This window comes from Luteibacter sp. ME-Dv--P-043b, assembly GCF_030209605.1.
Lineage (GTDB): Bacteria > Pseudomonadota > Gammaproteobacteria > Xanthomonadales > Rhodanobacteraceae > Luteibacter.
Genome location: NZ_JARVRT010000007.1, coordinates 93,125 through 114,460, shown reverse-complemented (window position 1 = coordinate 114,460; position 21,336 = coordinate 93,125). Strand labels below are relative to the sequence as shown.

Here is a 21,336-nt window from a genome sequence, read left to right as displayed (position 1 = left end):
GCAATACTGGCCTTCTTTCGGGGTAGAGAATTACCGGCTTGCGATGCTGATTTCTGACCACCTTCCACCGGGCGGGACATGTGCCTCAGCCAAAGTTATGACGGATGAAAAAATGGACGCCATTAGATAAGCACTACTCGATGCGCGTGCTGCTCAGCTGGATGCCTTAGATGCGTCTCCTACCAACCCGGTGATGGTCAGCGGCCAATCAATTGCCGATTTTCATCATCGAATTTTCGATGCTATAGCGGGTGGTTCCGTGTCTTCCTGGGGACTTCCTGTTTTTGGTGGAGATCTTCCGTTCAGTAACGCGGCAGTTCATTGGTGTAAGGCGCTCGCATGTCAACGATAAAGCTGACTCGACGCACCATTTGGCTGGGTATCCTCGTTACGTCACTCCTGACCCCACTGGCCTTTTTCGTTGTTTACGGGCTTTATGATCTCGTTACGGACTCCGATCAGGCGTGGCAAGCGTGGGCATTGTCGTTAGGCTTCACTTACCTTTTTGGCGGGCCGATTGCTTTCTTAGCGCTGGCTGTTTTGGGCTGGCCATGGTTGATTGCTCTTACTCGCTGTAGAAGGCTAACTGTTGCCTATGTCTCCGCTGGGGCAGGCGCCATAGGCATGGTCACGTTCGTAGTCGCGGCTGCGCTACTTCGGGGTGGATGGCCTTTTAATCTGAGCATGCTGTTAGAGCAATTTTGCACAGGTCTACTTATGGGGCTAATTTCCGGCGCTATCTTCTGCGCGGTCGTTCGCATACCAATGCGATCGGTTTAGTTTTTAGTGGCGTCATCGGCGATGCCGCGGCGCTGTGCCCCGCGGATGTTGAACAGGCGTGGTTGTTTTGCGACCCTCCGGGGACAGCGAATGAACCGGCGGCGTTGACGGGGACCATCAGCGTCACTAAAACGTTCGACGACTCCCGTGAAATCTCGCTCACACCAAAATGCTGGTGGTTAAAACGACCACGTGAGGATTGGCTGGCGAACAGCGGATGTTCGCCAGCACTTCGGGTCAACGAGGGGCAGGCGACCGCGACGGATCATGCGGCGCCAAATGAGGTGGGGGTCGGGCCAACGGATGAGTCGCCCGGGCCCAAGTCCGACTGAAGAGGCGTTCCTGCGCGCTTCCGCGCATGCGTCTACCGCCGGGGGCAGGGGTATTCTCCGAGCGAGAAGCTCGACACTCCCATGCAGGGGGATCCGTGAGTAGACGAATGCTAGCACTGACGTGGCTTGTCATCTTTGTGGCGCATTTGGCTGGGTCGGTGGTCACAGGTCTGAATTCGGTGAGTTGCTATGCCGGATGCATGGGGGAAATCCGACTGGATGACGTGTTTAGCTTCCCGTTGACGTTGCTTCCTCTAGAACGCATCAGTTTCGACCCCGCTGTCGTCATCATTGCGGCAATCATTTTGAACTCGCTGCTGGTGTCGATCATCCTGGTTGGGGTGTGGATGGCGATCCGTGCCCTCGTTGCATCCTCGGCCGGTGTGCGTGCTCCCTGAAAAGGTCCCAAGGTCATCTGCGATGACAGGTCTATCACTCGGACAGAACGAGCGTAGGCACCCGGTCACCTACCACCTGTGGTAGAAAAAAAGGGAGTTGCGCTTGGCGCCAGTGGGTGATGATGGTCTCGCCGATCGCATGAGTTGGCTGACGAGCGAAAGGGGCGAGGTGCGCCACGACACGTCTGGGCGCCGTAGAAGAACCTAGGGTGGCACGGCGACGAATGACCCACACGATGCGATGTTGTGGTGATATGCCGAGCGTTGAACGCGGGTCTCCGCCGTCGTGGGAGGTCGTCTCCGTTCGAGGTCTCGTTGACTTGGCGGTGAGCGTGCGATGGGGCAACATCGGGCGCTCAGGATCACCTCAGAAGGCCACCGGAATGACCCCTCGCACGCATTGGACCGCTTGGATCGCAGTATCTGTTCTGGCTCTGGCGGGTTCGGCCTGTGCTGCGCAGTCGCCCGCCATCACAATCCACACCGAAGCTTATCCCCGGCCGCCGTATTCGGAGGCGACGTATTACGTCTACGAGCGGGATGGCAAAGTGATCTGCACGAAGCTGGCGGTCTGTGACAAATATGACCAGTGCGACACCGGCTACCATGCTGGCGCTTTTGTGGACCCCGATGACCAAAAAACGGGCAAGCCCTACCATGTGACCGCGGCGGTGCCCGTTCCCGCAAGCAAGCGCGCCAAGCATCAATGCTTGGCGAAGTTCGTGCCTGACGCTCTGTAGGCCCCTCGATCAACGGACGGACCCAGGACGACCAAACGCGAAGCCGATTCGTTGCCGCTGCTTACGCTTCTGGCATCACTTCTGCCAAGGAACTGGTCAACCTGATGGGCCAACCGGTGCGACCGCCGGCTCGTATGTCTACAACGCCTTTGACGAGCGGGTGGCGAAGACGGCGGGCGCCACCACGACGCGGTCTGTCTACGACAATGGCAGTCAACTCATGTCCGAGGTGTCGGGGGCGGCCCGGCATGATTACATCGCGGTCGATGGCCTGCCGCTTGCCGTCGCCGATGGCTCCACGCTGGGTTTCGTCACGGCCGAAGGGCTGGGCTCGCCGCGTGCGGTGACGTCGGCAGCCGGTGCTGTCGTCTGGAGCTACCCGTATGCGCTTAATCCGTTCGGTGAGAACCGTGCACCGTCGACCACTGACTATGTGCTCAACCTGCGCCTGCCGGGCCAATCGGCGGATGGTAAGGCGGGACTGAAATACAACATCAACCGCAGCTTCGACGCGGCAACTGGCCGGGTGGAAGTACGCGCATGACCTTTTGAGCAAGCCAGGCGGGGCAGATATCACCGGCTATCGGGGCATCAACACGGTCACGCGCTACTTTTCGCCATCAACCAGCGCTGTTGGTCATTGAGATGGTTGGCAAACAAAGCAGGATGAACGTGGAGGTGGCGTAATGGTTCGAGTATTGGCGTTTTGCTGTGTCGCTGCTTTTGCCATATGTTTTACAAACGGTCGAGCCAGTGCGCAGACGGTCCCTCCCGGTCATTCTGAAGTGGTGGGCAGCGGCTCCTATGTCAGCAAGGCTGCTGTTGCCATCTGGGAACAACCCAAGCGAGACCCAAGGGCAGGGACGGCTATACAGATGACCCAATGGGTGAGGCGAAATTCGGCGCAGGTCACGGATGCGGACATAGCCATACTCGCGGGACTCATGCGCCATGAGGATGAGATTATCCGTCGTGAAGCTGCCGCTTCACTTGGTTTCGTGGGCCACCGCGCTGCATCTGCCGCCCCCGCGCTTGTCCAGGCCCTTCGCGAACAGCCATGCTCACCTCAGCCCGCCATGCCTGCAGACACAATACGGACCACACTGGAGCGTATTGGGGCGGAGCCAGTGAACATCTCTTGTGCCAGTCCGTTTGGTTCCCCCTAGGATTTCCAAGCATGATGCTTGTATCAGCCTTTTTTCTTCTACTTGCTCCGAATTTTCCTGACTCAGCGCAAGCGGTCGGCCAGGCGTTGGTTGAGACAGCGCAAGCACCGTCTCACGTAAGCCGCTCCGCCGACATCATCAGGGCTGCGACCGTTCGCAGGAAACGCGCCGACGAGGCGATAGCGCTCTCATATTGGGTAAGGAAGAACCCTGGAGAAGTAAGCGACGCCGACATGCCGATATTGGTGGGCCTTCTGAAGGAAGACGATGACATCGTCAGGCGTGAGGCTGCGAACGCACTGGGCTTTCTGGGTGCGAGGGCGAAGCCGTTCATCCCCCAGCTCCTTGCCGCGCTCAGGCAGCGCCCCTGCGCAGACCAGCCAGCGATGTCGGCCGATGCCATCCATGGCGCACTGGAGCAGATTGGCTACGGTCCCATGGGATTTCCATGCACGGACCATGAGCGTTCGCCGCCACAAGCACGCTAAGAGGGCTCGTGACGCTCTTTCACTGCTGGAGACAAGAAGCGTCAATCTTCGGATGGGGCATCAATGGTTTATGCTTACGATGCGCCCAATCGTCTGACGATGGTCACGATTAAAGCTTGCCTGCGCTGGCGAAAGTGATTTGACGTTGGAATTCGAGTGCCAGACGAAGCGCGAGCGATGGCCTCTGGAAATCTCTGCATAGGGCTATGCCAATGCTTTCCGCCGTGTTGATTATTGGTTGTATTGCCATCGTGGAGCTCGTGGTTGGCATCGGCGTGCTTGTATTAATTTTCCATTCGGTTCAAAAAACCTCAAGGTTCAGCGGTCGCAGGCGGTTCGCGTTTGTTGCCTCGGGCGTGCTTCTTATTTCACCTGCCCTCGTGCCGGCTGGAACGCTGGCGGTGCTACCCCTTCCCTTAGGCGTACTGCTGACTTTTGTACGTTCGTCGGCAGACGCACTGTTTTTGCTCAAAACGTGGTGGTTTATCGTGCCATCGATGCTCATCACGGGATTTGCGTGCAGGTACACGGCCTATCGGGTTTTCTCTGCGGCAGTTCTTCCCGCTCAAAGAACCTAGCGGGCATGTGACCTAGCCAGTCCTTCATGCTCCATTGGAACGGACGGGCTACGGACCAAGGGGGGTATCATCCATGGACCCGGCGCGTTCGCCGTCAAACGTCCGCTGGGCGCAGCTTCACCGTCGAGTTCCTGGCGGCGATGGTTTTTTCCAACAGGTCCCACCCCTGCATGCATCGTTTTGAGACGCACGCCACCTTGCGCCCTGTTCAAGTCCGTTTCCTCATGAATGGAAAGGGCCTAGGGTAGGGTGCGACGGCGCGCGCCGCCGCCCGCGTGGCGTGCGCCCATGGCCTGTGCCCCGTCTCTGTCTTCCCCCCTCCCTGCCCGGTCGCCGCTTACATGTGCATGTCGACCGACATGCAGTGGCGCCGGGTGGTGCGCGGCATAGGTGCGCTCCGAACGGAGATTGAAGGGCCGTTAAAGGCATTTTTAAAACGACGGCCCACTATTAAAGGATGCTTTAATAGTGGGCAGGGTTCAAGTTGCCGGAGTGCTGCTTTGACAGCCAGGCTATTCATCGTCGCGATATGTCTTGCCGCAAAAAGAAACGGCGAAACAATGATTTACCGCTGTCTCGCCGCAGGTGTTGGTGGAGGTGGCGGGACCCTGTCGGGAAACGCCATAAGCCTCTGACCGGCAACGTGTTCGTTATGGAGTAAGGCAACGAAAACAGTACGTCAGCCTGTACCAATCATTGATCGCGCAAAGCGTCGACGCAAGAGTGCTCGTCGGTTAATTGCAGCCTCGCCGCTACCGTGCGCAGCCAGTACCCAAGCTCTGCGGGAAGAAGATTGCGGCGACACCCTCACCGGCTCTGCGCTGCGTAGCTTGCACTGACAGGTTTTGATTGTGCGGAAACACGTCAAGTTTAAAGTTCGCGATCGTCGATCTCGTCCCTTGAGACGGGCTCAGGGCACCTTCGCGTCTGAATCCACCTCGCGTTCTACAAGAGGTTTAGCGGATAGGCCGTTGATCCCGGGGTGAGCAAATTTTGACCCTTTCATTTTCACCTAAAAAGGTGAAAAGTGGCCGCCATGACCCTGATTCTGACCAGTCGCCAGCACAATGTCCTCGACTTCATCCGAGCCCGCCTCCGACGGGACGGGGAGGCGCCAACGCTGGAAGAAATTGGCCAAGCGTTGGGCATCGAACACGTCAGCGCTGTCCTGAAGCACGTGCGCTCCCTTCAGGCCAAAGGCCGACTGGTCATTGAGCCCAATCGCCCCCGTGGCATCCGGCTGGTTGAAGAGGTGGATCCGCTGGCCGCCGACACCTTGGACCTGCCCATGGTGGGTCGCATCGCCGCCGGTGAGCCCCTGTTTTCGGCCGAGCGGGTCGAGCGGTCGCTCCGGGTGTCTCGGTGGCTGTTCAAGCTCAAGCCCGACTATCTCGTCGAAGTCGTCGGTGACTCGATGCGCGACGAGGGCATCCTCAACGGAGATCTGGTCGGGGTCCACGCCACCCCGGTGGCCCGCCACGGCCAGGTCGTGGCTGCCCGTGTCGGCGGGGACCGCTTCACCATCAAGCGGCTGCACCACCAAGGCGAGGTGATCCGCCTGCTGCCGAACAGTCCGGGCTATCACCCAATTGACCCCGATCCCACGGACGACTTTGCCATCGAAGGACTGTTTGCAGGCTTGGTCCGGAGAAGCTGATGGGCGCCGTCGTCGCTCTTTCTGACCTCGTCGATGCCCGACAGGTCTGGCGCGGTCGTGCCCAACCCATCCCAGCCGGCGACCAACCGACGGGCTTAGGGGCGCTGGATGCCGTGCTGCCGACCGCGGGCTGGCCCGACGCTTCGGTCTCGGAAATCCTCATGCCGCTGGACGGGGTTGGCGAGCTGCGTCTGGTCCTGCCCACGCTAGCCCGCTTGACCCGAGGCCAGCGCCCCGTGGTGGTCATCGCGCCACCGTATGTGCCTAGTGCCATGGGCTGGCGCCAACAGGGGCTGCGCATGGGCCAAGTGCATTTCGTCCGCGCCCCTGAAACGGACGTGTTGTGGGCCGCCGAGCAGTGCCTGCGCTCGGGCGCGTGCTCGGCCGTGCTCCTGTGGCCGCGCCGCGCGGATGACCGGGCGCTCCGACGTCTGCAAGTTGCCGCAGCCGACGGCCAAGCGCTGGGGTTTGTCTTTCGCGACCGACAGCACCTCGGCAACAGCTCGCCTGCGCCACTCCGCCTGGAGCTGGTGGCCCGGCCAGTGCCCGCCATCTGGGTGCGCAAATGCCGGGGCGGCAATCCGCCGGCCCAGCCGGTGCCGTTCCCGGCCACGGTCCATTGAGGGCCGCTGACGATGCTCTGGGCGTGTGTATTGCTGCCATCCCTGGCGCTGGATGGCGTCCTCCGGCGTCAGCCTGACTCGGGCCCCTTGGTGCTGGTCGATGGCCCGGTGCAGACCCGGGCCGTGGTCGCGCTCAACGCGGAAGCCAAGGCGGCAGGGCTTCGGGTCGGCCAGCGCCTCACGGCAGCCCAAGCTCTGTTGGCTCAGTTCGCGGCAATGCCCTACGACCAGGCCGACGTCGACCGCTGGCAGACCTTTCTTGCCGGCGTGGCCTACCGCTACAGCTCCGAGGTCGCGCTGCTGCCGCATGCGCTCGTCCTCGAGATCAGCCGCAGCCAGGGCCTCTTTGGCGATTGGCCGGCCATCGAGCGCCGCTTGCGCGAGGACCTCACGGCCCTTGGGTTTCGCCACCGGTTGGCGGCCGCACCGACGCCGCAAGCGGCCTATGTGCTGGCCGGCGTCGCCCATGGCATGGCCGTGCTGGCCCCCGACCACCTGCGCCGCGCGCTCGATGCGGTGCCGGTGGGCAAAGCCCGCTTGCCTGCGGCGGCGACGGCCGCCTTGCCACGCATGGGGGTGCGCACGCTCGGCCAGTTGCTGCGCCTGCCGCGCGACGGCTTGCGTCGCCGCTTTGGTGCAGAGCTGCTCGATAGCCTGGACCAGATGGTGGGAGACCGGCCCGCGGGCCTGTCGCTGTATGTCCCGCCCGACACGGTGGACTGGCGCATCGAGCTGATGCACGAGGTGGAGAACATCGCAGCGCTGGTGTTCCCGGTCCGACGGATGACCAGCGATTTGGCGGCCTACTTGGCCGGTCGCGACGGCGGAGTCCAGCGGTTTGCCCTGCATCTGGAGCACCGCGAGGGCGCCACTGTGGTCACCATCGGCTTGCTGTCGCCCGAGCGCGGCGCCGCCACCTTGTTCGAAGCAGCCCGCGGACGCTTGGAGCAGACCCGCTTGCCGGCCCCGGTGCTGGCGCTTCGCCTGCGCGCCGATGACTTGCCCCCGTTCGTGCCGGAGGGGCGCGATCTGTTCGACGAGCGGCCGGCCCATGCTTTGCCGCTGGGCCAGCTGCGCGAGCGATTGCGCGCGCGCCTGGGTGATGAGGCGGTCTATCAGCTTGCCACCACGATTGACCCGCGCCCGGAACGATCGCAGCGCATCGGGGCCCAAGATGAGGGCGACATCGATCCCTCGCCGCGGCCCACTTGGCTGCTGGAGCGGCCCATCCCGCTACGCGGCCCATCGCCCACCGTGCTGGCGGGCCCCGAACGGATGGAGACCGGGTGGTGGGACGGGCAGCCGGTCCGACGGGACTACTACGTGGTCGAGACCGCCGAAGGGCAGCGCGCCTGGGCGTTTTTGCCGCCCGGCGAGCACGCCGGTTGGATGCTCCACGGTTGGTTCGCATGAGCGCGACCGACCCGCCCGCGTATGCCGAGCTGCATTGCCTCTCCAATTTCAGTTTTCAGCGGGGGGCCTCGACCGCGCGGGAGTTGTTCGAGCGGGCCAAGGCCTGCGGCTACACCGCGCTGGCCATCACCGACGAATGCTCCATGGCCGGCATCGTTCGCGCACTGGAGGCCTCCCGGGCCACGGGGGTGCGTTTGGTGGTCGGCAGCGAGATTCGGCTGGACGACGGACCCACCTTGGTGCTGCTGGCCGAGAGCAAGGCCGGTTACGTGGCGCTCTGTCGCCTGATTACCCAAGGGCGGCGTGCCGCCGAGAAGGGCACCTACCGCCTGACGCGGGCGGATGTCGCGGATGGCCTGCCAGGCACGCTGGCCCTGTGGGTGCCGGGCCGGACGCCCAGTGTGGAGGAGGGCGCATGGGTGCAATCCACCTTCGGCGATCGCGCATGGCTGGCGGTTGAACTGGTGAAGGAGGTGCACGACGGCCGACGCTGGGCCCAATTAGAGGCCCTGGGTCGGCAGTTGGGCCTGCCCTGCGTCGCGGCTGGGGATGTGCACATGCATGTCCGCCGACGCTTGCCCTTGCAGCACACGATGACCGCCATCCGGCATCGGTTGACCATTGCCGAGGCGGGCGGCGTGCTCTTTCGCAACGGCGAGCGGCACTTGCGCACGCACGCCGCGCTCGAGCGCATCTATCCGCCGCAACTGTTGGCCGAAACGCTGCGTGTGGCGGAACGCTGCCGGTTCTCGCTGGATGAGCTGCGCTACGAGTACCCGGCCGAACTGGTGCCGTCAGGGATGACCGGTGCGCAATGGCTGCGCCAGTTGACCGAAGCGGGTGTGCGTTGGCGGTGGCCCGACGGGCCGCCCGCCAAAGTCCGAGCGCAGATTGAGCACGAACTGGGTCTCATTGCGGACCTGCGCTACGAGTCGTATTTCTTGACCGTGCACGACATCGTGCGGTTTGCGCGCAGCGAAGGCATCTTGTGCCAAGGCCGCGGATCAGCGGCCAACAGCGCGGTGTGCTTCGCGCTGGGGGTGACCGAAGTGGATCCATCCCATTTCAACCTCTTGATGGAGCGCTTCATCAGCAAGGAGCGCAACGAGCCGCCAGACATCGACATCGACTTCGAGCACGAGCGGCGCGAAGAGGTCATCCAATACATCTACCGCAAATACGGGCGCGAACGGGCCGCGTTGGCCGCGACCGTCATCTGTTATCGCGGCAAGAGCGCGGTGCGCGATGTGGCCAAAGCCATGGGCCTGCCGTTGGAGCAGGTGGAGTTGCTCAGCAAGGTCTTCGCCTGGTGGGACGGCTCGTTGTCGTTGTGGGAGTTGCTGCGCGAACGCGGGTTTGACCCCGACAGTCCGGTGATTCGTCAGGTCGTGGCGCTTACCGCCGAACTGATGGACCAGCCTCGCCATCTGTCGCAGCATGTCGGCGGGTTCGTCATCGCCGACGCGCCGCTGCATGAGCTGGTGCCGGTCGAGAACGCTGCCATGCAAGATCGCACCATCTTGCAGTGGGACAAGGATGACCTCGACACCATGGGCCTGTTGAAAGTCGACTGCCTGGCCCTGGGCATGCTCACCTGTGTCCAGAAATGCTTGAACCTGCTTCGCCAGCATGAGGGTCGGGATCTCATGATGGCGAAGCTGCCTCCGGAAGACCCGGCGACCTACGCGATGATCCAGCGGGCAGACACCTTGGGCGTGTTTCAGATTGAATCGCGTGCCCAAATGGCCATGCTGCCGCGGCACCGTCCGGAGAACTTCTACGACCTGGTGATCCAAGTCGCCATCGTGCGCCCAGGGCCTATCCAAGGCGACATGATTCACCCGTATCTGCGCCGGCGACGCAAGGAAGAGCCGGTGGATTATCCATCCGAGGATCTCAAGGCGGTCTTTGAGCGCACCTTGGGCGTGCCGCTGTTCCAAGAACAGGTGATGAAGCTCGCCATCGTGGCCGCCGGCTACACGGCCGGCGAAGCCGACCAACTGCGCCGCGCGATGGCGGCATGGAAGCGGCACGGCGGGATGGAGCACCACCGCGAGCGCATCATGGCCGGCATGCTCGAGCGGGGCTACACCACCGCGTTCGCGGAACAACTCTTCGAGCAGATCAAAGGATTCGGCTCCTATGGTTTCCCTGAAAGCCACGCGGCGAGTTTCGCCGGCATCGTCTACGCCTCGTGCTGGCTGAAGTGCCACCATCCGGCAGCCTTTGCATGCGCGCTCCTCAACAGTCAGCCCATGGGGTTCTATGCCCCGAGCCAAATCGTCCAGCACGCGCAACGTCACGGCATCGCCGTTCGTCCGGTCGATGTGCGTCACAGCGAGTGGGACTGCTCCCTAGAACCGGACCCACGGGGCCGCTGGGCCATCCGTTTAGGATTTCGCCAAATCCGCGGAGTCGCTGAGACGGTAGCCCAGACCATCGTGCGGGCGCGCTCACAACAGAGGTTCGTCGACATCGCCGACCTCTGTGCCCGCGTCGGCCTGGATAAACGGCATCAGGACCTCTTGGCCGAAGCCAGTGCGCTGCGCGGGTTGGCAGGCCATCGTCACCGCGCTCAATGGGCCATCGCCGGGGTCGAGCCCCAATTGCCGCTGTTCGGGGAGAGCCCGGTGGAGCAAGCGGTGGCCTTGCCGCCGCCTACTCAGGCGGAAGACACGCTGGCCGACTACGCGCGGACAGGCGTGAGCCTGGGCCCGCATCCGCTTCAACAGATCCGACACAAATTGCGTGCCGCGCGATGGGTGGACAGCCGCACATTGCGCTCGTTTCCGGACGGCCGATGGGTGCGGGCCGCCGGCGTGGTCACCTTGCGTCAGCGGCCGCAGACGGCCAGCGGCGTGACCTTCCTCACGATGGAAGACGAACACGGCCTGCTCAATGTCATCGTCTGGCGAAAAATCGCGCAAGCGCAACGGCGAGAACTGCTGGAAACCCGTTTGCTCGGCATCGAGGGGCGCTGGCAAGTGGAGGAGGGGGTCTGCAATGTGGTGGCGCGACGGCTGGTGGACCTTTCGCACCTGTTAGGTGGATTGGATGCGCGCTCAAGGGACTTTCGATAGCCAAATTTGTCCGCAGGCCAGCGTGTATCTGCCAGAAAGGTCAATGAAAGTGCTTTTGCCAGTTAATGCGTGGCAATTCGCTGGCAGGCATGGGCGCGCTTTGATGAATCCAGCTACCTACCATATGGTCCACCTGGTCTTGACCCTGGTCCTTGGGGTATCGGGCCTCGCCAGCTGGCGCATCTACTTCCGGTATGCCCGCGCGCACCGGCCCGAGACCTCCGCGTGGGTCATGATGAAGCGGTTGCGCAGCGAGGGAAATCCCGACGGCACATGGATGTTGATCGAGTCCGTCGTCGGCATCGCGGCGGGCATCGGCTTACTCGTGCTCATCTATGTTCGGTAGTCCGCGCTCTGCGGGAGCGTAGGCATATGTCACCGCTGCGGGATCATCCAGAATGGCCACCATTGCTGCCAAGCCGCTGGCCTGCGGATTGAGCCAAGCGTCCAAGTGTTCGGGCTTGATGGCCATGACACTGCGGTCATGCCCGGCGGCCGCGAAGTCGGGCAGGGGCGCGCCGGTGATGGCGGCCACGGTGTAAAAGCCTGGCTCATCTCCTTCAGGTTCGACATACCGCCAAAGGCACGCCAACAGCAGATCCTGCTCTGGCTCTGGGCGAAACTCGACCTCCACCGGCACTTCACGTTCGCCTGGCACCAAGGCGCGACGGTCGAGGCGGTGAAGCGCAACGGACTCGTAGATGCGTCGAGCCACCATCACCCCGTGGGTCGCTCCCCATAGTTCCCGCCAAGCCGTGCTCAGCTTGTCCCGACGCGCGTTATAGGTGCCGTCCCACTTCTTCTCATCGGCTTCGGTCCAACTGGGCAGGGCGACGCTCGTGGCATCGGGACCACTCGGCCAAATGAGGTCATAGCCGTCAGCCACAGCATGGTCATGGATCTCGGCCAGCTTGGTTCGACGAATCTCATCGTAGTGACGCAAAGCGTCCACTTGTGACCCTATTAAGTAAATCCGTAGGCACATATTCGGCGAAGCACGCCAGATTTTGCCAAAATTTCACACCGCTTCCGAGGTCGTCTTTTCTTCTATTTCAATCACTTAGCCTTGGCACGCCCGCTGCTAACCGGTGATTGCTCTCAACAAGTCATCGCCATGCTCTATTAGGAGTGCAGTCGTGTTCGACCATCGCAGCATTGAGACGTCAAAGGGACACCCCGCGCCTGTCGAAATGAGGAGTCGTCGCGACGCGAAAAGACCAGAGTGTTTTCTTACATACCTCAATCCAGCGAAGGATCGACCAATGCGTGTGCCGGATGGAGATCGTCCCGCTCGGCAATGGGTACCTCTTCGTCTTGTCCGATTCTTTGAACGTGATAGGGCAGGCGGGTCGAAGAATGACCAAGAGGTACACCTAAAAGCGGTGCCAATGCTCGACAGACAGCCTGTGTCAGTGGGAAACCATGTTCTAGCTGAAGAGACGCTCGCTCTGATAAACGCGTTCAATCAAGCCGATTGGACCGAAACTCGGTTTCGAGCGCTTCTCATTACAAGCTATGCGGCGCAGGCCAAAAGTAGCGCAGTGAAATCGGCCGCAACGGATGTTTTGAGCGTCCTTTATGGCAACGCAAGATTCAGTAAAAAACGCCAACTCTCGCGTGCTGTCTATCGCTTGGTCGCAGCTTGTGCCGACCTGGTGATCAGCGACAGTGAGTGCTGATCAGAACTTGTCACACCTCATTCGCTCGACGCTTGGGGCCCGCAGCGCCGGGAGCGCGCGCACTACGAAGGGTATCCCGGTGCCAAGAGGCTTATTCGTCCTCACTCATACCCTCCGGGTGGGGCGTTACTCGTGCGGGTAAATACCCCTTCTGTCCTGAGTCAAACACCGTTAGGACTATGCTCAAATGCGAAAGAAACCAGATTGCTCGGAACACACTCGACTTTCACGACTTGAGGCACTCCAAGTTCTGGATACGGGTCCCGAACCTTTATTCGACTCCTTGGCATTAGCTGCTGCAAAGGTCGCCGGTACCCCAATCGCCTTGATCGCCTTGCTGGGGGAAGACAGGCAGTGGTTCAAAGCTAACGTGGGACTGCCAGGTTTCACGCAGACAGCGAGAAAGACAGCGTTCTGTGAACAGGTTGTCCCGGACGGGCAAATTCTTGAAGTCCCCGATGCCAAAGAGGATGTACGGTTCGCTAACAACCCGTTTGTGGTCGGCGAGCCCGGCGTTCGCTTCTATGCGGGCGCGCCCATCGTATTGAACGACGGCGTGCGCATAGGCTCGCTGTGTGTCCTGGATAGGGAGCCCCACGCGTTGACAACGCTGCAGCGCGACATTCTCGCTGTGATTGCAAGGATCACGGGTCAGGCATTTGAGCAGCGCGCCATGGCTATTCTTCGCAATGATCTGCTTGAACGCGATGCGCTGCGCGAACGGCAGCATGCCGAGGCTCTGGCCTTGGTGCAACGGGCGCTGAGTGAGAGCGAGCAACTCCTTCGGCAGACGGGTCAGGTCGCTGGCGTCGGGGGGTGGCGTTGGGATTTACGTAACAGCACGATGATTTGGACCGCTCAAACCTACACGATCCACGACCTTCCTGCTGATCGACAGCCCACGCTAGATGAAGCCTTGAGTTACTACAACGAAGGAGCAAGAGCGATCTTAGTCGACGCCATTGCTCACTGCACGGCAACGGCCACGGGCTGGGATCTTGAGCTTCCGATGAGAACAGCTCTGGGCCGGAACATTTGGGTTCGAACACAGGGCGATGCCCTGCGAGAGGGACAGGAATTCGTCGGTTTCATCGGGACAATCCAGGACGTTTCGATTCGCCGACAGGCCGTCGAAGCCGTCGAAGCCAGCGAGCAGCGCTTCCGCGCGCTGTTCCAGCATACTCGTGGGTTTCTCTGGACACACGATCCCCAGGGCATCCTGCTTTCCGTCAATCCTGCCTCGGCAAAAGCATTGGGTTACACGAAGGCGGAACTGCTCGGCATGCCATTCTCGCATTTAATGGCTCCACAGATGGAAGACTCGATACGCGCTTACCTTAAACGCATTGCGGCCAATGGAAGCGACACGGGCTTGATTGAGTTGAGGGCTAAGGACGGGCAGGTCCTGGTTTGGCAGTACCACAACGTCTACGAGGGGCACGGTGCAGAAGCCTACGTCCTGGGTCATGCCCAAGATGTCACCTCGTTGAGTCAACAGGCGCGCCTGCATGAAGTGGCTACGGACCGCGACCGGCTGACCGGATGTGGCAATCGCCTCATGCTTCATTCCTGGATTGCCCGGACACCACCAGAGGCCTGTTGGGGATGCATCGTCATCAACCTCGATGGCTTTCGTGCGGTGAATGAGGAGCGAGGTTACGAGCGCGGAGATGAGGTGCTGACCGAGATGGCGGCGTTTCTTATTCGCCGATGTGGCTTGGGTGACGAAGTCATTCGCTTGTCCGGTGATGAGTTTCTTCTTTTGCTTGAGTCGGGCAACGACCGGTATTTAAGCAAGGTCATACAGCACCTGGATCGCGATCGTGCCAAGGCGCCTATTTCATTCAGCGTCGGCGCGGTGACAAGCGAAACAGGCGAACGGGTTGAGGCCGCTATCGCGCGAGCGGAACATCAGGTTCGGCTAGGTCGAGCCAAGCGCAAGTTGGATAGATAAGCCATCGCTTCTTTGAAGTGAAGAACCGGCTGACGCTGCTCCAAAGTAAAGAGAACCCCATGTTCATCTCGCAATGGAAAATCGCCATTGTCGTTAATTCGCAAATCTACTTCGTTTCTACCTCAGCTCATCCCTGCGGTGTCTTTCACCCGATATGTCTTCCGGAGCTTTTTACTATGACCTTACGTCAGCGCATCGCGCTTCTCATCACCACCGCCGTCCTCGTTGCGATGCTGGTAGGCGCCGGCGGGCTGCTGGCGTTGTATCAAACGGGAAGGCAGCTGGAGACGATGTATCAAACCGCACTTCAGCCCATCGTGCTGGTCACGGGTGTGCGAGGCCTGTTCAATGAAACGCGAACTGGTCTTAACCGAGCTTTGCTTGCTAATACACGCGAGGATCTGGCCAAGGAGCAAGCGGAAAATTCTGAGGGGGTCAAAAAAATGGACGAGCTTTGGGCGAAATACTACCCGTCGATGGTTTCCTCGCCCGAGGAAAAAGCCGCTGCCCTGGAGTTCATTGCCACCCGATCCCGTGCCCGTGAATACAAGGAACGGATTGCGCCGATGATGGCCTCGGGCCGTCACGACGACGCGGTCAAATACATGTTGACTACGCTTGGTCCAGCGTTTGAAGCTGAGTCAAAAGCCATTGCATCCATCGTCCAGGAGAAGGTGCGTCAGGCGGGATTGGGTTATGAGGAGTCCACACGCATAGAGCGACACGCCTTCTGGATGGTCGCGGCATTGATTGCGTTCGGTGCTGGCGGGCTCATCACCTTCGGTATCTTCTTGGCACGCTCGATCATGCGGCCACTGATGCAGGCGCGCGGGTTGGCTGCGCGCATCAGCGAGGGACAACTTGGCCATGGGCTCGCCGTAACGGGACGTGATGAAGTCAGCGACACGCTTCGTTCGCTTGCCACGATGGACGAAAAGCTCGCCGGCATCGTGAGTAAGGTTCGGGACAATGCCGCCCAACTGAGCCAGGCGGCACGGGATATTGCGGCCGGTAACGATGAACTCTCTAACCGGACTCAGGAGCAGGCCTCCTCACTCGAGGAAACGGCAGCATCTATGGAAGAAATGACGGCATCGGTCCGTCAGAACGCCGATGGCGCTGGTTCGGCGCGGACTCTGACCACCACCCTGAAGGACGAGGCGGCAGCGACCCGCGTGGTGGCCAGCGATGCGATCATAGCCATGCAGCGCATCTCAGAAGCAAGCCGTGACGTTGCTGAGATCGCGGTGTTGATCGATGAGATAGCGTTCCAGACGAACCTTCTCGCTCTAAATGCTGCTGTGGAGGCGGCGCGGGCTGGGGATCAGGGCAGGGGGTTCGCGGTGGTCGCTGCCGAGGTGCGTAGCCTTGCCAAGCGCAGTGCGATCGCTGCCAAGGACATTAAAGGGTTGATTGCAGCATCTGGAGAGCGGGTGATCGAAGGATCGGCATTGGTGACGGCCACGGGCCACGCGCTTCAACAAATGGAATTCGGTGCGGTACGTGTATCGAGTATTGTGGGAGAGATTGCAACCGCGTCGATCCAGCAGGCGGCCGGCATCGAGCAGGTTAACGGTGCTGTGACGGCACTGGACGAAGTCACTCAGCAGAACGCAGCATTAGTAGAGGAAGCCAGTGCGGCGAGTCGCAATGCGCTTGAGCTGGCTGACGAACTGGTGCGGGAGGTGTCGTTCTTTCGGTTGGAGGGACACATCCAGGCCACGACCGCGCTGCCGGATGAGGCCCCTCGCCTTGAGCAGGAGCGTAGGGCTGGTCGTGTGGCGAACCCCGTGGCGATGGTTGATACGGTCTGGCGAGAATTCTAGCGCTTGACCGTGTTCTCGAAGTCGATAGGTTGACGAAGCCTTTGTCATCATGTCCCGCCTCTAGCGAAAACAGCGCCGCGGTTGTTGCGTCGCCCCGTCACGGTTCGACTGAACCTTGGAAAGACGCCCATGGACGCCGTTGCCATAGCTTCGGCAGGGCGGTGGGACCCCGTCTAGATGGAGTACTGGTCGCCCAATAGGACGGGGGCACCTGCGCTGCCCTCGTGGTGGCTAAGGGGGCGAATGAGACCTTGGAAAGGCTGCTGTGCGTGGCGGCCATCATGGTGCGGTTACCGCCGCATTTGCGGAGAGGCGGTCGGGGTGCCGGGCGATGAAAGCCCGGTTTTCGAAGTTTTTTTATGCGCTCCTGCTGCAGCTTCCGCTACGGTAACGATCGCAGGTGATGAGTATGTATGGCATGAATTTTGATGCCGGCGAGCCGAATCTGGCCGCCGATCAAGCCGCCACCTGCAAAGCAATCGCGACGGATACCGTTGCGCTCCTGAGCGCTTTCATCGACAAGGATTTCTCGGAGCTTGAATTCCGTGCGCTGTTGCTGGTCGCTCACGCGGAGCGACTCGGGTTGGTAGCGCTCGTCGATGCCTCCCGTTCACTGGTGGCGGTGGTCAAGGCGCAGGCCCAGGCGAAGCCAGCGGGTCCTTTATTGCTGGAGCTTGAGCGAGTGGTCGCTGCCGCAGCAGGCGCCATCCGGGAGTCGTTAGGGGCAGGCCGCAGTGTTGACCTGTAGGGCCGATGGGCGACTTGCCGACGCGGTCCGATCAGCTCAGTTGAATACTAGACCAAATCGTCTAGTTGAGTCATACTGGACGAACTCGTCTAATATGAAGGTCGCCTGATGGCACGTTCAGCGGTTCCGATCAATGCGTCCTCCGCCCCCGTTCGCATGGTGGAGGCTGGACCGCCAGTCAATCGGCGCATCGTTATTGTCGGCGGAGGCGTGGCGGGGCTCTCACTCGCGACTGCCCTGGGCCGACAGAGTCAGCGTGGTCGAAAAGCGCATCAAGTGACCTTGATCGATCGTGATTCTGCGCACGTCTGGAAGCCGATGCTCCATACGGTTGCTGCCGGCACCCGCGATGTTTCGCAGCAGCAGACCTCTTACATTGCGCAAGCTCGGGCTGCGGGCTTCGACTACCATCCCGGCGATATATGCGGGCTGGACCGCGCGGGCCAGCGCATCCTTCTCGCGCCCATGCGTGCGCCGGATGGGCGGCTGCTGATAGAAAAGCGCTGGTTTCATTACGATGCGCTAGTGTTTGCGGTTGGCAGCGAAGCCAATGACTTCGGAACTCCTGGCGTCGACAAATACTGCTTCACCATTGACTCCCGGCGACAGGCTGAAGCGTTCAACCTTGAAGTGAGGCTGCAGATTCTTCAGTGCTTGGCGCAGGATCATCAACTATCCATCGCCATCGTGGGCGGCGGCGCTACTGGGGTAGAGCTTGCGGCGGAGCTGGTCCATCTGGCTGAGACCGCCGAGGCCTATGGCGCAAAGAACCTGCATTCGAAAATCCAGATCACACTCATCGAAGGCGGTGGTCGGCTACTTCCTGCATTTCCAGAAGTCATTTCCTCAGGCGCCCAGCGGCAGCTTGAGCGCCTGGGCATACATGTATTAACCAACGTTCGTGTGACAGCCGCTACTGCGGATGGCTTCGTCCTCCGTGATCGGGGGGTGCTACCGGCGTCGGTGCGTGTATGGGCAGCTGGGGTCAAGGCGCCATCGTTTCTTGCGGATATTGATGGGCTGGAGACGACGCCAAGCCACCAGTTGCTCGTTCGTCCCTCGTTACAAACGACCCGAGACCCCAAAGTGTATGCCTTGGGCGACTGCGCGAGTCTGACCCCGGAGGGGGGCGCACGTCCGCTTCCGCCCACGGCCCAGGTCGCTGACCAGCAGGCACAGCACCTGATGCGGCATCTCCTCGTAGCGCTTTCTGAGAACGTCCCCGTTCCCGCATTTCGGTACCGTGACTTCGGGGCGTTGGTGTCGCTGGCCAACTACGAGGCGTATGGATCGCTCGGAAAGTTCGGACTGCTCAAGCAGGCCACCATACGCGGAGCGCTTGCCCAAGTGAGTCATGCACTATTGTATCGCCGCCACCAAGCTCGGCTGTTCGGGTTCTGGAGAGGCGGGCTGTTGTGGCTAGTGGACCAGCTCAACAGACGTTTAAAGTCTTCGATCAGACTTGATTGAATGATTAGCGACTACCCTTACCGAAGCTCTCGGGGTTCGTGCCATGTGCAATTTTCTGAAGGCAATGCCGTGCGCTGTGACCCATCCACCGATATTGGCTCATGCGAGGGTGGTCGCGTGCCACACGATAATGAGGCCATGGAAACGGTACATCAGGCGTTTACGCAGGTGGTCGTCACGCTGTCAAAGCGGCGAATCTTGCAGCTGGCGCAGGCCATTGAGCCCTCGGCGGCAAGCGGTCTGACTTGGTATTACGATACGCCCATCGATGAATTCGATGGGCGGACTGCAGACGACCTGATTCGAAAAGGCGATTATCATCGCGTCGCCAGGTTCCTGCTTGATATTTCAAATGGTTTGCGGGGATAGCGGCGCAACATGAACGAAGACACATCGACGGCAGGCGCGGTTCCGAAAGAAGGGGCTGGAAAGACATCGCTCAGAAAGCCGACACAAGCGCGGGGCAAGGCACGTGTCGATGCCATTCTGGTTGCAGCGTCGGAGCTAATCGTCGAACAGGGAATAGCTGGCGTGACCATGCATGCGCTGGCACATCGTTCGCGCACCTCAATTGGTTCGCTCTACCATTTTTTCGCCGACCGAGAAAGTGTGCTTGAGGCAGCCCGTGAGCGACATCGCGCGGCTACACTCGCAATCGCAGCCACCCTGGTCGATGTACCGACAGGAGACTGGCGAACGATGGTCGTTGCTGAGGTGATCGAGCGTATTGTGACGCCTTTCATCGATTATGTGGGGAGTAGGCCCGACTATGTGCCGCTCATGCGAGGTCAAGCCCTAGGAGACGATTCACCGTACTTGATCCGTGCAATGGATCGCATCATCGAGTCTCGCTTGCCTGGGCTTGATGCGCAAACACGCGCGGATTGGGCACTGATGTTGCATCTGATTGCAGGCGGTACCATGAGCGCTGGATTGCAGTTCGATGCCTCTCGCACCGACCTTTACACTCGCGAACTCAAGCGTGCGATGGCGAGCTATCTTGGCGCCGTCGAACAGGAATGGGTTGAGCGAGGCAATCAGCGGCCGGTGGATGAGTACCTTCCGGTTTAATTTCAACTTAGAACGTCGCGTAAGTCTGATGACGAAGTCACGTGTCTCTTATCACGGTTCAGTGATATATCTACGCGCAAAGAAATATGTCCACAGCACGGTGACATTGAAACCTAGGATTTTTTCTAGTTTGCTCAGGTCTAGCGCACTTGCCTCATTCCGTAGCCGGAAGTGATCTTCGGACTCGGTTACGGCCATCCCGCTTGGCACGGTAGAGCGCGGCGTCCGCACGGGCGAGCACCGCATCGAAGGTCGGGTCGCGGGCATCCATCTCTGCGACGCCGAGACTGAGCGTAACGGTGAGGCGGTGTGGGCCAATGATGAACGGTTCCATTTCGACTGATAAGCGCAGGCGCTCAGCCGCTTTTTCTGCTTCGTCGATGCTAAGTCGTGGCAGGATGACGAGAAATTCCTCACCGCCCCACCGCGCCGCTTTCTCGCGCTTGCCGGCCATCACGGTGAGGCGCTGAGCCAGCTCCACCAATACGGCGTCACCTGCGTCGTGGCCGTAGCTGTCGTTGATGCGCTTGAAATAGTCGATGTCGATGACGACGATGCTGCATGGAACGCTCTGCGATACCTGGGCCTGGAAGCGCTCCAGCACTTGACACCCACCGCGCCGGTTGGGGAGGTTCGTGAGCGGATCGCTCTCGGCTTGCCGCTGTAAACTGAGGTTCGCCCGCTCGGCTGTCATCGCGATGTACCCAAAATACACCAAGATGCTGGTGAGCTGATCGGTAACCATCGAGATGCGCCCGCTCGTTCGGATATCCGCTGGCATCATGCCAAACGCAATCAAGACGACTGGCACGATGAGGCCAAGGAAGTAGCAGGCAAAGGCGACGCCAACGACGTACTGGCTAAGCATCCTCCGGTCTGGTGCGGTCGCGATCTCGCGAACCGCCATGGCAGCCTGAAGTGCGGCAACCAGATAAACGAACGAAAGACTCACTTTCTGGCTCACACCTGTCATAGCCGCGATGGTGTATACGAGACTCGGGACAATGACGAGCAGTGGCAAGGTGAAAAGAGATACCCTTCGTCCATAGAATAGTCTTATTCCGCTCCAGGAAGCGGTAAGGCTGGAGAAGAACAGGGTATAGATCATCAGCGCTATCAATGGCGGAAGCGCCGGGGCCGATTGGAACCTGACGCTCAGTAGTGAGCCGAGGGTCGAAGTCACGATCGCGACAATCCAATGGTAGAGATGGTGATCTTTCGGCTGACCCATCGCTGTCACGATGAACACGAGCAGGAATGCGCCGCGGCTCATTGCGCTGCTGAAATAAAGTGTTTCAATGTCCAGCATGATGAGACGCGTCCTCGTAAATGG

The 21,336-nt window shown here is 60.6% G+C and carries 18 protein-coding genes; 16 read left to right on the top strand and 2 right to left on the bottom strand.

Annotation, left to right across the window (positions count from 1 at the left end; translation table 11 throughout):
- The first annotated feature begins 1,219 nt into the window (after window positions 1–1,219).
- The 10 genes from QRN34_RS04510 to QRN34_RS04465 all read left to right on the top strand — a co-directional run bounded on the left by QRN34_RS04510 (window position 1,220) and on the right by QRN34_RS04465 (window position 11,601).
- Entirely contained in the window at window positions 1,220–1,510 is a 291-nt protein-coding gene (locus QRN34_RS04510; RefSeq protein WP_285402361.1) for a hypothetical protein, read from the top strand.
- A gap of 383 nt (window positions 1,511–1,893) precedes the next feature.
- A complete protein-coding gene (locus QRN34_RS04505) occupies window positions 1,894–2,250 on the top strand; it encodes a hypothetical protein (protein ID WP_285402359.1) in 357 nt (118 codons plus the stop codon).
- Window positions 2,251–2,470: 220 nt separating this feature from the next.
- Entirely contained in the window at window positions 2,471–2,794 is a 324-nt protein-coding gene (locus QRN34_RS04500) for a hypothetical protein (RefSeq protein WP_285402358.1), read from the top strand.
- A gap of 633 nt (window positions 2,795–3,427) precedes the next feature.
- On the top strand, window positions 3,428–3,904 hold the full coding sequence (locus QRN34_RS04495; RefSeq protein ID WP_285402357.1) for a hypothetical protein: 477 nt from the start codon (window positions 3,428–3,430) through the stop codon (window positions 3,902–3,904).
- 212 nt (window positions 3,905–4,116) lie between these two features.
- Complete coding sequence (locus QRN34_RS04490; RefSeq protein WP_285402355.1) at window positions 4,117–4,482, top strand: hypothetical protein; 366 nt, start codon at window positions 4,117–4,119, stop codon at window positions 4,480–4,482.
- 1,036 nt (window positions 4,483–5,518) lie between these two features.
- A complete protein-coding gene (gene lexA / locus QRN34_RS04485; RefSeq protein ID WP_285402353.1) occupies window positions 5,519–6,139 on the top strand; it encodes a transcriptional repressor LexA in 621 nt (206 codons plus the stop codon).
- A complete protein-coding gene (imuA, locus tag QRN34_RS04480; protein ID WP_285402351.1) occupies window positions 6,139–6,762 on the top strand; it encodes a translesion DNA synthesis-associated protein ImuA in 624 nt (207 codons plus the stop codon). The genes lexA and imuA overlap by 1 nt, the downstream gene beginning before the upstream one ends.
- Window positions 6,763–6,774: 12 nt before the next feature.
- On the top strand, window positions 6,775–8,175 hold the full coding sequence (locus tag QRN34_RS04475) for a DNA polymerase Y family protein (protein ID WP_285402349.1): 1,401 nt from the start codon (window positions 6,775–6,777) through the stop codon (window positions 8,173–8,175).
- The gene (locus QRN34_RS04470; protein WP_285402347.1) at window positions 8,172–11,255 is read left to right on the top strand and encodes an error-prone DNA polymerase; all 3,084 of its coding nucleotides are present in this window, start codon (window positions 8,172–8,174) and stop codon (window positions 11,253–11,255) included. Before QRN34_RS04475 ends, QRN34_RS04470 begins: the two co-directional genes overlap by 4 nt.
- Before the next feature lie 43 nt (window positions 11,256–11,298).
- A complete protein-coding gene (locus QRN34_RS04465) occupies window positions 11,299–11,601 on the top strand; it encodes a hypothetical protein (RefSeq protein ID WP_285402345.1) in 303 nt (100 codons plus the stop codon).
- Here QRN34_RS04465 and QRN34_RS04460 read toward each other — a convergent pair.
- Complete coding sequence (locus QRN34_RS04460) at window positions 11,575–12,207, bottom strand: SOS response-associated peptidase family protein (protein WP_285402343.1); 633 nt, start codon at window positions 12,205–12,207, stop codon at window positions 11,575–11,577. The two genes, QRN34_RS04465 and QRN34_RS04460, sit on opposite strands and share 27 nt — an antisense overlap.
- 914 nt (window positions 12,208–13,121) lie before the next feature.
- Here QRN34_RS04460 and QRN34_RS04455 point away from each other — a divergent pair.
- The 6 genes from QRN34_RS04455 (at window position 13,122) to QRN34_RS04430 (ending at window position 20,003) form a co-directional block, all read left to right on the top strand.
- Complete coding sequence (locus QRN34_RS04455; RefSeq protein WP_345782888.1) at window positions 13,122–14,888, top strand: PAS domain S-box protein; 1,767 nt, start codon at window positions 13,122–13,124, stop codon at window positions 14,886–14,888.
- A 59-nt stretch (window positions 14,889–14,947) separates the two neighbouring features.
- A complete protein-coding gene (locus QRN34_RS04450; protein WP_285402339.1) occupies window positions 14,948–16,714 on the top strand; it encodes a methyl-accepting chemotaxis protein in 1,767 nt (588 codons plus the stop codon).
- Window positions 16,715–17,132: 418 nt separating this feature from the next.
- Window positions 17,133–17,462, top strand: coding sequence for a hypothetical protein (locus QRN34_RS04445; protein ID WP_285402337.1), 330 nt, complete (start codon window positions 17,133–17,135; stop codon window positions 17,460–17,462).
- 108 nt (window positions 17,463–17,570) lie between these two features.
- Window positions 17,571–18,932, top strand: a complete 1,362-nt coding sequence (locus QRN34_RS04440) for an NAD(P)/FAD-dependent oxidoreductase (protein ID WP_285402334.1) — start codon at window positions 17,571–17,573, stop codon at window positions 18,930–18,932.
- A gap of 138 nt (window positions 18,933–19,070) precedes the next feature.
- Window positions 19,071–19,301: a hypothetical protein gene (locus QRN34_RS04435; protein ID WP_285402332.1), complete on the top strand. Its 231-nt coding sequence runs from the start codon at window positions 19,071–19,073 to the stop codon at window positions 19,299–19,301.
- A gap of 9 nt (window positions 19,302–19,310) precedes the next feature.
- Window positions 19,311–20,003: a TetR/AcrR family transcriptional regulator gene (locus QRN34_RS04430; RefSeq protein ID WP_285402330.1), complete on the top strand. Its 693-nt coding sequence runs from the start codon at window positions 19,311–19,313 to the stop codon at window positions 20,001–20,003.
- A gap of 154 nt (window positions 20,004–20,157) precedes the next feature.
- On the opposite strand, the gene QRN34_RS04425 is transcribed toward QRN34_RS04430, so the two are convergent.
- Window positions 20,158–21,312 carry a GGDEF domain-containing protein gene (locus QRN34_RS04425; RefSeq protein ID WP_285402328.1) on the bottom strand — a complete coding sequence of 385 codons (1,155 nt, stop codon included), beginning with the start codon at window positions 21,310–21,312 and terminating at the stop codon, window positions 20,158–20,160.
- Window positions 21,313–21,336: the final 24 nt, after the last annotated feature.

Coding starts and splice junctions, on each gene's coding strand:
- QRN34_RS04510 (WP_285402361.1), top strand. CDS start 1,220: ATGCTAGCACTGACGTGGCTTGTCATCTTTGTGGCGCATTTGGCTGGG.
- QRN34_RS04505 (WP_285402359.1), top strand. CDS start 1,894: ATGACCCCTCGCACGCATTGGACCGCTTGGATCGCAGTATCTGTTCTG.
- QRN34_RS04500 (WP_285402358.1), top strand. CDS start 2,471: ATGTCCGAGGTGTCGGGGGCGGCCCGGCATGATTACATCGCGGTCGAT.
- QRN34_RS04495 (WP_285402357.1), top strand. CDS start 3,428: ATGATGCTTGTATCAGCCTTTTTTCTTCTACTTGCTCCGAATTTTCCT.
- QRN34_RS04490 (WP_285402355.1), top strand. CDS start 4,117: ATGCTTTCCGCCGTGTTGATTATTGGTTGTATTGCCATCGTGGAGCTC.
- lexA (WP_285402353.1), top strand. CDS start 5,519: ATGACCCTGATTCTGACCAGTCGCCAGCACAATGTCCTCGACTTCATC.
- imuA (WP_285402351.1), top strand. CDS start 6,139: ATGGGCGCCGTCGTCGCTCTTTCTGACCTCGTCGATGCCCGACAGGTC.
- QRN34_RS04475 (WP_285402349.1), top strand. CDS start 6,775: ATGCTCTGGGCGTGTGTATTGCTGCCATCCCTGGCGCTGGATGGCGTC.
- QRN34_RS04470 (WP_285402347.1), top strand. CDS start 8,172: ATGAGCGCGACCGACCCGCCCGCGTATGCCGAGCTGCATTGCCTCTCC.
- QRN34_RS04465 (WP_285402345.1), top strand. CDS start 11,299: ATGAAAGTGCTTTTGCCAGTTAATGCGTGGCAATTCGCTGGCAGGCAT.
- QRN34_RS04455 (WP_345782888.1), top strand. CDS start 13,122: ATGCGAAAGAAACCAGATTGCTCGGAACACACTCGACTTTCACGACTT.
- QRN34_RS04450 (WP_285402339.1), top strand. CDS start 14,948: ATGTTCATCTCGCAATGGAAAATCGCCATTGTCGTTAATTCGCAAATC.
- QRN34_RS04445 (WP_285402337.1), top strand. CDS start 17,133: ATGAATTTTGATGCCGGCGAGCCGAATCTGGCCGCCGATCAAGCCGCC.
- QRN34_RS04440 (WP_285402334.1), top strand. CDS start 17,571: ATGGCACGTTCAGCGGTTCCGATCAATGCGTCCTCCGCCCCCGTTCGC.
- QRN34_RS04435 (WP_285402332.1), top strand. CDS start 19,071: ATGGAAACGGTACATCAGGCGTTTACGCAGGTGGTCGTCACGCTGTCA.
- QRN34_RS04430 (WP_285402330.1), top strand. CDS start 19,311: ATGAACGAAGACACATCGACGGCAGGCGCGGTTCCGAAAGAAGGGGCT.
- QRN34_RS04425 (WP_285402328.1), bottom strand. CDS start 21,312: ATGCTGGACATTGAAACACTTTATTTCAGCAGCGCAATGAGCCGCGGC.